Source organism: Frankia sp. KB5 (assembly GCF_002099325.1).
Classification (GTDB): domain Bacteria; phylum Actinomycetota; class Actinomycetes; order Frankiales; family Frankiaceae; genus Frankia; species Frankia casuarinae.
This window is the reverse complement of record NZ_MRUJ01000111.1, coordinates 1-9,478: the sequence shown is the minus strand read 5'-3', so window position 1 is coordinate 9,478 and position 9,478 is coordinate 1. Positions and strand designations below refer to the sequence as shown.

The following is a 9,478-nucleotide window of genomic DNA, read 5'->3' as shown; positions in this document are numbered from 1 at the left end:
CATAGAATGTCCGCGAGAATGTGCGCGGCAAATGCGGCGAGTCCTGGGGGCGATGGTGGCACGAGTCTTCGTCAGCCATGCGGGCTCCGACGCGGAGCTGGCCGACAGAGTGCATCAGACGCTGACCCTTCTTGGCCACCGGGTGTTCCTCGCTCAGAACATCCGGGTGGGCGTCCAGCCCGGCGACATGTGGAAGGATCGGTTGCACCGCGAGCTGCGAGCCRCCGACGCCGTGGTCTGTGTCATCACCAACGCCTACAACGCCTCCCCGTGGTGCGCCTACGAACTGGGAATCGCCTACGAGGTCGGCAGCCTGCTGCTGCCGCTGCGCGTGGAGCCGACGGTCACCTCCCCGCTTCTGGAGGACCGGCAGCACGTTCACCTGCACGAGAATCCGGGGTGGGCCGACAACCTGAACATTGGGCTGCGGCGCGTCGAGGCCGGCGGCGGGCTGGGCTGGGCGGACGACCGGTCCCCGTTCCCGGGTCTGCGGCCGTTCACCCGGGACATGGCCAAGGTGTTCTACGGGCGCGGCAACGAGCTGCGGCGACTCACCCACCGGCTACGCTCCCTCGGTGAACAGCGTCTGCTACTGGTGGTCGGCGCCTCCGGATGCGGCAAGTCGTCGCTGGTCACCGCCGGCCTGCCGGCCCAGCTGGCGGGCGAGCCCGGCTGGGAGGTGGCCGACCCCTTCTGGCCGGGCCGGGACCCGGTCCGCAAGCTCGCCCACACCCTGACCCAGGCTGCGAGGCGTGTCGGCCAGCAGTGGGCGGTCACCGACATCGACCGGCAGCTCAGGGAGGACGACCTGGCCCTGATGGGGCTGGCCGAGGAACTTCTGACGGCCGGCTCCGGCCCGGTGCGGGACAGCCTGCTGCTACTGATCATCGATCAGGGCGAGGAGCTGTTCACCCGATCGGACGAAGAGGAACGGGCCCGGTTGGCGACCCTGTTGCGGCATGGGGTCACCGGTCCCGTGCGGGTGGTCATGGCGCTTCGCTCCGAGTTCCAGGACCAGGTCTTCGCCCTGCCCGAACTGAGCGGCCCCCCCGAACAGGGCGGGGTCAACCTGCACGTCTTCCCCCTCCGCCCGCTGGCCCGGGACATGCTGCCGGTCGTCATCACCGAGCCGGCCCGGGTAGCCGGCCTGCACGTGGAGCCGGAGCTGGTCGCCAGGATGGTCGCGGACACCGAGGACGGCGAGGCGCTGCCGCTGCTGGCGTTCACGCTCCATGAGCTGGCCAAGGACCAGACCCGCGGCGGCACCCTGTCGATGGACCGGTACCACGAGCTGGGTGGCGTGCGGGGGGCGCTGGCCCGCCGCGCCGACGCCGTCCTCGACGACGCCGTGGAGACGAGCGGGCTGGGCCGGGAGGAGATCCTGGTCGGCATGGCCGAGCTCGCCACGCTCGACGAGGCCGGTCGRCGGACCCGCCGACGCATCGACCTCAAGGACCTGCCGTCCGACGCGTTGCGGAGAACCTTCCAGGTCTTCGTGAACCAATGGCTGCTGTCCACCCCCAGCGACAGCCTGGGGACCGCCGTCGGGGTCGTCCACGAGGCGTTGCTGACCGCCTGGAAGCCACTGGATGCCGTCATCCGGGAACGGGAAGCCGCCCTGCTCAGTGAGGGCAAGGTCGAGCGCGCCGCCGCCGAGTGGGAGCACAACGACGGCCCGCTCTGGGACGAGGACCGGCTGACCACCGCCATCACGACGCTGTGGCAGTCCTATGAGCGTTTCCGCGCCGGTGAGGAGCCGGTGGTCCATCTCAAACCGGCCGGGCGGAGGTTCATTGACGCGTGCGACCAGCGGATCGAGGAAGCCCGTCGCCAGGAACGTACGCGCGTCGAGGCGGCCCGCCGCCGGGAACGTCACGAACGTCAACGCCGCCAGCAGGTCATCGCTGTCCTTTCCGTGCTCCTCGTCTTCACCGTCGTCGGGGCCGCGGTCGCCACCTGGCAGTCCCTCACCGCCCGGCAGGCGCAGCGCACCGCGGAACGGGCGCAGCGCACCACCGAACGGGCGCGGCACGCCCTGATCACTCACACCCTGCTCGCCGACGCCGACGCCGCGCGGGCGACGGACCAGGTGCGCGCGTTACGACTCGCCATCGCCGCCGAGGACATCGACCCCGGTACCGGTGGTGCGGCCGGCGGTAAGGCCGCCAGTGGTGAGGCCGCCAGTGGTGAGGCCGGCGGTAAGGCCGACAGGGGCGCCGACAGCCGGGCGAACTTGCTGCAAACCCTCGCCGAGGACCCGAACCCACTCGCCAGCCGCGGCGATCCCGTCACCTCGGTGGCGTTTTCCCCGGATGGACGCATCCTGGCCGTCGGCGGCGCGAACGCAACGGTCGTGCTGTGGGATGTGACGGAGGGTCAACATCGTCGGATCGACCCGCCCCTCACCGGCCAGCACAGCGGGATCACGTCGGTGACGTTCTCGCCGGACAGCCGGAACCTCGACGCGACCGGCGTCGACGGGACGGTGCTGCGGTGGGACGTCACCGACCCAGACCGGCCACAATTGCGGGGGCGTGTGAACGCCGCCGCGGCCCTCCCCACGCCGTGGGATGCGTTCTCCCCGGACGGGCGCCTCAGAGCCACCGGCCAGGACGGATCAATCATGCTGGCGGATGTCACCGCCCCGGATCGGCCCCGGCCGCCCAGCATCCTTCTCGCCGACCCCGGACCGGTCCGGGCCGTGGCCTTCTCCCCGCACGGGCAGGTCCTGGCCGCGGTCGGATCTGGCCGGAGGGTATGGCTCTGGGATACCAGCGTCACCCCGCCGCGGCAGATCGGGCAGCCGCTGACCGGGCACACCCGCTCCGTCCTGTCGCTGGCGTTTTCCCCGGACGGCGGGACGCTGGCCTCCGGCGGCAACGATGGCACCGTCCGGCTGTGGCGGCTCGCCGCGGTCGACGCGTTCCGCCGCAACGGCGTCGTCGAGTACGCCTGCCACGAGGCCCAGGGCGGGCTCGACCGGTCGGCGTGGAGCTTCCACATTCCCGGCCTGCCCTACCAGGACACCTGCGCGGGGTGACCGCCGGCGGCACCGGCGGCTACCTCGGCAACGACGGCTACCTCGGCAACGACGGCAACGTCCAGGTGTCGAGGCGTTCGGCGATGTTGTTCGTGCCCTGGCGCCGCCCGGCGATCCGCCGGGCGTCCGCGAGGAACCGGTGGGTCCGCGTGACCATCACGGCGTTCGGCCGGTGCTCGGAGATGTCCAGTGCCTCGGTGACGAGCGCTTCAGCCTCGTCGACGTGGTGGCGGTACAGGGCCGCTGTAGCCGCGGCGATCCTCGCCATCGACCGCAGGCCGGTCGCCCCGGCGACATCGAGATGGTGCACCGAGGCGTCGGTATAGACCGATGCCGCGTCCGGCTGGCCGAGTTCGACGTACGCTGCCGCGGACAGTTCGGCGAGCGTCAGCATGTGCAGGGTGTCGATCGAGAACCCGGGGTTACCCGACTGCGCGCGACTCAGCGTCCCCTGGATGCGCCAGGCACGATTGATCGCTTCGTGCACGCCCGCCCGTTCACCGAGCGCGCCCAGGGTACGGGCCTCTATCGCCGCGGCGCGGCTGGCGGCCGGCGAGCCCGCACCGACGTGGGACGTGGCGGCGCGGGCCAGCGCGAGGGCGGAGGTCAGGCGGCCGGACTTGCGGGCCAGGGAGCTCTGCCACAGCCGAACCCAGCACTGAAGTGTCCGGTCCCGCGCCTCCTCGGCGTGGCCGAACGCCTCGGCGAACGCGGCCGTCGCCCCGGGGATGTCACCGAGGTCGTGGCGGGTGGTGGCCCACAGGGCGGCCAGGCGGCCGGCGGCGCGGTGCAGGCGGGCGTCGACGGCGGTCGGGTGCCCGCCCTCGGCGAGCAGGGAGCGGACGGCCGGCAGATGCCGGCGTAGGTACACGCTCGTCGCGCCGATCGGAGTCCGCTCGTACGCCCCGGTGATCTGCTCGATGCGGACGTCGATGTGGTTCAGGACGTCCTCGGACGCGATCACTCTCGGGATCACTCGCCCGCTCCGGACCATGAACAGCCCGGGTGGCAGGGATGCCCCCGCCGCCAGCCGGAGGAACCGCCGTCGATCGGACTCGTCGCCCATGCCGCACCTGCGCTTCGGGATGTCGCCCGCCTCCCATGACCATGATCCGTCCGTGGGCAGTCGAGAAACGGGTCATCGTCCATGGTCACGCCCCGTCTTCCATGATCATGCCCCGTCTGCCGGTCCGACTGCACACTCGCTGGACGCTAGCCGGGGCGGCCGCCCGCCGGAAGCGGAAACACCCAGCACAACGTGGTCTCCCGCGGCCTGCGGGCCACGGCCCACGGCGTCCCACGGCGGCACCGGTCGACCCGGCGCAGGTCACTAGCCGTGACTTTTGCACCGGCGGAGCCTCAGTGCGGTCGTGGCAGCCGCCCGCCGGCAGCCGGCCGCGACGGGCGAGGTCGGCGGTGATGTGGGTGAGGTTCGCCGCGTTGTGCAACCGCCAGCGTTCCCAGCCGGGAGTGCCCTTGCGCACCCGCTCCGGCCGGACGTCCGCGGCGTCGGTAACGGTCTCGAAGGGTTTCTGCTCGTGCGGCCGCACGTCCGTGACGTGGCTCAGCCCCTGCGGTGGGGTGCCGACGAAGCCGCAGCGCAGGATGCGGATGGCGGCGAGCAGCCGGTCCACGAGGGCCGGCTCGCAGAGCACATCGTCGTCGAGGTAGAGCACATATCGGCCGCGGGACGCGTCGAGCAGGAACTGGCGCTGCTCCGCCATGCCCCGCCACATCCGCCCCCGGTGCACCTCGACGGCGCCGCCCCGCGGTGTAGTAGCTGGTGGACATCCGTACCCCAGGCCGCGTCAGTGTCGGCCAGAGGCCATCCGGGATCCGGACCAGATTGGTGAAGATCTCCACCGTCATGCCGGTGTCGAGCGCCCGGCCGACAAACTCGGGCAGCGCCGGGTGCAACGTCGGCTCACCGCCGATCATCGACACCAGGCGGACCCCGAGCTCGGCGGCAGCGTCGATGACCTCCGCCCAGTCGGCCGCGGTCATCGGCCCGTGCCCGCCGGCCGGGCCCGAGTCGGCGTAGCAGTGGGAACAGGAAAGCTGGCAGCGGCCGGTGAGCTCCAGCGACAGCCGGTCGATCGGCGGTGGGGCAAGGGTGGTGGTCACTTGTTCTCCTTGCGGGTGGATGCGGTGGGGATCAGTGGGCGGTGAGGGCTCGCGGGGGATGGAGCTCGCCGCCCTGGTGGAGGGCGGCGCGCTGCGTGAGCTGGTCGGGGGTGAGGGCCTTCATCCCGTGGTAGGTGCCGGCGACCTGGGCGCGGGCGAGTTCGAGCGCGAGCGCCGCCCACTGGACGAGCTGGCGGTCGATCTCCTCCATCTGCTCGGTCGCGGGCAGCGTGCCGCCGTACAGGAGGTGGTGGACGAGCGCGACGGTCCGCGCCATCTGGCGGACGTTGGTGTCGGCGGTGCCCTGGTAGCGGGTGCACTCCTCGGTGAGGATCTTCACCTGCTCGTCGCTGAGGTTCAGGGCCTCGCGGTGCTCGACGTCCTGGCCGAACAGTCGGCCTGCTCGGAGCCGCTGCCGTTGCCGCCCAGATCTCCGGACGGATCGCGGCCGCCGCCGCCATCGCCCCCCGACGCTGCGGGAGATCGAGGCGAACATCAACCGCATCGCCCGCGCCTACATCGTCACCCCGCCGGCCGAGCTCGCCGCCGAAGCCGAACGGGAGTGGATGGCCGTCGAGCAGATGCTCGATCGCCGGGTGCGAGGGAAGACCCGGACCACGTTGGACCTCCGCGCCGGCCAGTACGCGATCTATCTCGCGTTGACCGCCAACGACCTCGGCGCGCAGGAGGATTCCGACACCTATCTCGATCTTGCCGGTCAGCACGCCCAGGAAGCCGGCGACCGGCTCCTGTCCGACTGCGTCGCCGCGGTCGGACAGCTCGTTCGCCTACTTCCGGAATGATCCGCATCGCGCGCGGAGCGTGGCCGCGGAGCGGCGCCGTGACGCGCACCCCTACGCGCGGCCCATGCTGGCCGCCTGCGAATCGCGGTCCGCCGCCCGCGGGGGCGACGAGTCGACCGCGCRAGCCGCGCTAGACGACATGTGGGACCACCTGTGGAACGGACCCGTCATGCCCGGTGAGGTCCGCATCGATGAAGGCCAGGCCGTGGCTCAGACAGCGGCGATCCTCGCCACCCTGCGGGACCCGGCCTCCGAGAAGTTCGCGCAGCGCGCCGTCGACGCCTACCTCGGAAGCGGCCGGTCGGCGAACCTCGGCGGCTCCTACAACGCCCTCGCCCGCAGCTACCTGCACCGGGCCGAACCGGACCCGGAACGGGCCGCCGCTGCGACGCGCAGTGCGTTGGAGGCGGTCGGAGACCAGCGGACTTCGTGGGTCGTCGGACCAGCCGCGAAGACCTGGCGCACCCTGGATGCCCGCTGGGGAACGATGCCGGCGGTCCGGGAGCTCGGCGAACCGGTCGCGGCAGCGCAACGCCCGGCACTGACGTCCGGAACGAACGTCTGAGCCGCGCCTTTCTGCATGCCTACCGCGTGCTCCGCGGCCATAGGGACCGCGGCGGCGCCCGTTCTGCCCATAGCGGGCGGGCAGCGTCACGGCGTCGGTGTGCGACGCGCAGATGCAGTAACGGATCCCGAGGCCGCAGATCTGGCCGCGAGGGTCGTCGGTGGCCAGATGTCCGCAAATGCCGCCGCGCGGGAAATGGGCTGGCGGCACCCGCGGATCGTCGTCTCCTCGCCCACCGCGGTCGCTGCCGCTCTCCRTAAGCACATGTCCCGCGATGACCTAGCGCGCCTGATCGCGATCCTCCAGGAAGGCAACAGCCATGGATGACCTGTACGCCCGCGCCGGGCTGATCCGTCACAAGGTCAACGTGTTCGCTGCGATGGACACGGACGGGAAGGCGTATTCGCCGCTCCGTCCCGAACCGGAATCCGGCCCGGAACCCGCAGCCCCGGCCCCCAATCGCGTGATCTCAGTCACATAGCGGGTCAATCAATAGAAGATCATAGATCTTGATGTTTCAAGATCAATAATTTGCCGTAGCCGGATGATCGTCGATATGAACGGATGTGGGTCGCCCTCGGTCGGTCCGCTCCACAAGGGAGTGGTCTGGCTAAAGGGAGGAACCCCGTGTTTCTGATCGTTCTGATGACCGCGGTACCCGAGGCGCTGTACCGCGGTGTCTGGCTGCTGGGGCTGATCGTGGTGCTTCGCGGCGCGACTCCGGCGGAGCGGGAAGCCCTCCTCAGAGCCTAYGGACGGGCATATCCAGCACCGCGAGCTCAGAGAGTGTCACGGCAGCGGTGACCGTCAGCCGGCGCGGTGTCCAGCGAGGGCGTAGGCGGGGTGCCGGGCGCGGTTGTACCGCTGAGTGGTGCGCGGGTCGGCGTGGCCGGCGGCGTCCTGGACGTCGTGCAGGGGCAGGTCGGATCGCCACGTTGCGGAGCGGGTGGTTCCTGCGGAGGTCGGTCTGCCGGGTGTACCGGTCGAGCGCGGTCGACGTTGGAGACCACCGGCCTCCCTCCGCGATCGCCGCGCGGGGCGCGCCTGCGGACGCTGTCCGAGCGCACGTTCACCTGCCAGTCCTGYGGACTGGTACTCGACCGCGACCACAACGCCGCAATCAACCTGCACAACCTCGTCGCCGCCAGTGCGTCGGAGACGGTAAACGCCCGTGGAGACGACCGTAAGACCCGCGCAAGCGGGCAGGTGGCTAAGAAGCGGGAACCGAGCGCGGCTTCGGCCGATCAGACTCGGGGCGCCTCGCCGAGAGGCAAGGCGGCATGAGAGCACCATTGGACGCTCACATGCAACGGTGTCGACATCACGCTGGTGTCCAAGCGGCACGGGCACAGCTCCACCGCGATCACCGGCAACCTCTACGTCCACCTGATGCGGTCGTCCGGCCAGCGGGCCGCCGAGGCGGTGGCTACCGCGGTGCCCCGCACACGCCGGACTCTCACGGGACTCTCACAACGATCATCGGAGGATGGTGACCCTGTGTCCGACCCGGAATCCGCCCAGGTCAGGAGCCTTGATCATAATTGCCGGAATACAGCGAAACGGCGGAGGATGCGAGATTCGAACTCGCGAGGGGTTGCCCCCAACACGCTTTCCAAGCGTGCGCCCTAGGCCACTAGGCGAATCCTCCGTGGATGAGACTATCTGATCGTTGCGGGGCCGGGCGCCGGGCCTGCCGCCGTGCCGCCCGGCAGACCTCGGAATTCATGATCGTCCATCACGGGCTAGACTGCACAGCAGACCCCTCGTGCGGCGTTACCCTCGTGAACCCCCCCAGGGCCGGAAGGCAGCAAGGGTAAGCGGGCTCTGGCGGGTGTGCGGGGGGTCCTCTCGTTTCGCCGATCGTCTCGTCGAGCACGCGGAGCAGGTCAGTGAGCACAGCGTTGTACAACCGCTACCGTCCCGCGACGTTCGCTCAGGTCGTCGGCCAGGAGCACGTGACCGACGCGCTGCGCAAGGCCCTGCGCACCGGTCGGCTGCACCACGCCTATCTCTTCAGCGGCCCCCGGGGCTGCGGCAAGACCTCCTCCGCCCGGATCCTCGCCGCCTCGCTGAACTGCGTMCAGGGCCCGACCCCTGAACCCTGCGGGGTGTGCGACGAGTGCGTGGGCATCCGGACGGGCGCCTCGATGGACGTCACGGAGATCGACGCCGCGTCGCACGGTCTCGTTGACGACGCCCGTGACCTGCGCGAGCGGGCGTTCTTCGCCCCTGCGTCGGCCCGGTTCAAGGTCTTCGTGGTGGACGAGGCGCACATGGTGACCGCGGCGGCGTTCAACGCGCTGCTGAAGGTCGTCGAGGAGCCCCCGCCGTACCTCAAGTTCGTCTTCGCCACCACCGAACCGGACAAGGTCATCCCGACCATCCGGTCCCGGACGCACCACTATGCCTTCCGGCTGGTTCCGCCGGGCGTGCTGCGCGAACATCTGGCGTCGGTCTGCGCCCGGGAGGGGGTCGTCGTCGATCCAGCCGTGTTGCCGCTGATCGTGCGGGCGGGCGCCGGATCGGTTCGCGACTCGCTGTCCGTTCTCGACCAGCTGCTGGCCGGCGCGGACGACGACGGCCTGCGCTACGACCGGGCGGTGGCGCTGCTCGGCATGACCGACGGCGTCTTGCTGGACGAGACCGTCGACGCGCTGGCCGACCGCGACGGCGCGGCCCTGTTCACCGTGGTCGACAAGGTCGTCTCCGCCGGTCACGACCCGCGCCGGTTCGCGACCGATCTCCTCGACCGGTTCCGCGACCTGATCGTGATGGCGGCCGTTCCGGACGCGGACGCCCGCGGCCTGCTGGAATCCTTCTCCCCCGACCAGATCGACCGGATGCGGGCGCAGACCACCCGGATGGGCCCCGCCGAGCTGTCCCGGACGGCGGACGTCCTGCACAACGGCCTGGTCGAGATGCGGGGGACGGCGAGCCCACGGCTGA

The 9,478-nt window shown here is 70.8% G+C and carries 7 protein-coding genes, 1 tRNA gene, 1 other RNA gene and 3 pseudogenes; 6 read left to right on the top strand and 6 right to left on the bottom strand.

What is annotated here, in order from left to right:
- Positions 1-31 precede the first annotated feature (31 nt).
- Complete coding sequence (locus KBI5_RS12270; protein WP_241882837.1) at positions 32-3,040, top strand: TIR domain-containing protein; 3,009 nt, start codon at positions 32-34, stop codon at positions 3,038-3,040.
- 37 nt (positions 3,041-3,077) lie between these two features.
- Here the strand turns inward: KBI5_RS12270 and KBI5_RS12265 are convergent, their stop codons facing one another.
- The 4 genes and pseudogenes from KBI5_RS12265 to KBI5_RS12255 form a co-directional block, all read right to left on the bottom strand.
- Positions 3,078-4,106 (bottom strand): hypothetical protein, encoded by a 1,029-nt coding sequence (locus tag KBI5_RS12265; RefSeq protein ID WP_085015288.1) that lies wholly within the window; start codon positions 4,104-4,106, stop codon positions 3,078-3,080.
- A gap of 85 nt (positions 4,107-4,191) precedes the next feature.
- On the bottom strand, positions 4,192-4,776 hold the full coding sequence (locus tag KBI5_RS25275; RefSeq protein WP_011434740.1) for a glycosyltransferase: 585 nt from the start codon (positions 4,774-4,776) through the stop codon (positions 4,192-4,194).
- A gap of 106 nt (positions 4,777-4,882) precedes the next feature.
- Positions 4,883-5,164: pseudogene (locus KBI5_RS27815) on the bottom strand (radical SAM protein); the annotation flags it as partial.
- A gap of 31 nt (positions 5,165-5,195) precedes the next feature.
- Entirely contained in the window at positions 5,196-5,669 is a 474-nt protein-coding gene (locus tag KBI5_RS12255) for a hypothetical protein (protein ID WP_011434739.1), read from the bottom strand.
- Between the two features lie 61 nt (positions 5,670-5,730).
- On the opposite strand from KBI5_RS12255, the gene KBI5_RS26995 reads away from it, so the two are divergent.
- Together KBI5_RS26995 and KBI5_RS26990 are read left to right on the top strand one after the other, a co-directional pair.
- On the top strand, positions 5,731-5,967 hold the full coding sequence (locus tag KBI5_RS26995) for a hypothetical protein (RefSeq protein WP_023840118.1): 237 nt from the start codon (positions 5,731-5,733) through the stop codon (positions 5,965-5,967).
- A gap of 169 nt (positions 5,968-6,136) precedes the next feature.
- Entirely contained in the window at positions 6,137-6,532 is a 396-nt protein-coding gene (locus KBI5_RS26990; protein WP_206745253.1) for a hypothetical protein, read from the top strand.
- Between the two features lie 807 nt (positions 6,533-7,339).
- Here KBI5_RS26990 and KBI5_RS28705 read toward each other — a convergent pair.
- Positions 7,340-7,453 (bottom strand): annotated as a pseudogene (locus KBI5_RS28705) (integrase); the annotation flags it as partial.
- Between the two features lie 129 nt (positions 7,454-7,582).
- Here KBI5_RS28705 and KBI5_RS12240 point away from each other — a divergent pair.
- Positions 7,583-7,816, top strand: a pseudogene (locus KBI5_RS12240) (zinc ribbon domain-containing protein); the annotation flags it as partial.
- 279 nt (positions 7,817-8,095) lie between these two features.
- On the opposite strand, the gene KBI5_RS12230 reads toward KBI5_RS12240, so the two are convergent.
- Positions 8,096-8,180 (bottom strand) — tRNA-Ser (locus tag KBI5_RS12230).
- Between the two features lie 106 nt (positions 8,181-8,286).
- On the opposite strand from KBI5_RS12230, the gene ffs reads away from it, so the two are divergent.
- Both ffs and KBI5_RS12220 read left to right on the top strand, forming a co-directional pair.
- Positions 8,287-8,383, top strand: an RNA gene (ffs, locus tag KBI5_RS12225) — signal recognition particle sRNA small type.
- 38 nt (positions 8,384-8,421) lie between these two features.
- Positions 8,422-9,478 (top strand): DNA polymerase III subunit gamma and tau (locus tag KBI5_RS12220; RefSeq protein WP_116289902.1); only part of this gene is annotated, 1,057 nt, incomplete at its 3' end.

Bases quoted from the DNA above. Each gene is read 5' to 3' on its own strand.
- KBI5_RS25275 (WP_011434740.1), bottom strand. From the start codon at position 4,776: ATGTGGCGGGGCATGGCGGAGCAGCGCCAGTTCCTGCTCGACGCGTCC.
- KBI5_RS26990 (WP_206745253.1), top strand. From the start codon at position 6,137: ATGCCCGGTGAGGTCCGCATCGATGAAGGCCAGGCCGTGGCTCAGACA.
- KBI5_RS12265 (WP_085015288.1), bottom strand. From the start codon at position 4,106: ATGGGCGACGAGTCCGATCGACGGCGGTTCCTCCGGCTGGCGGCGGGG.
- KBI5_RS12255 (WP_011434739.1), bottom strand. From the start codon at position 5,669: ATGCGGTTGATGTTCGCCTCGATCTCCCGCAGCGTCGGGGGGCGATGG.
- KBI5_RS26995 (WP_023840118.1), top strand. From the start codon at position 5,731: ATGGCCGTCGAGCAGATGCTCGATCGCCGGGTGCGAGGGAAGACCCGG.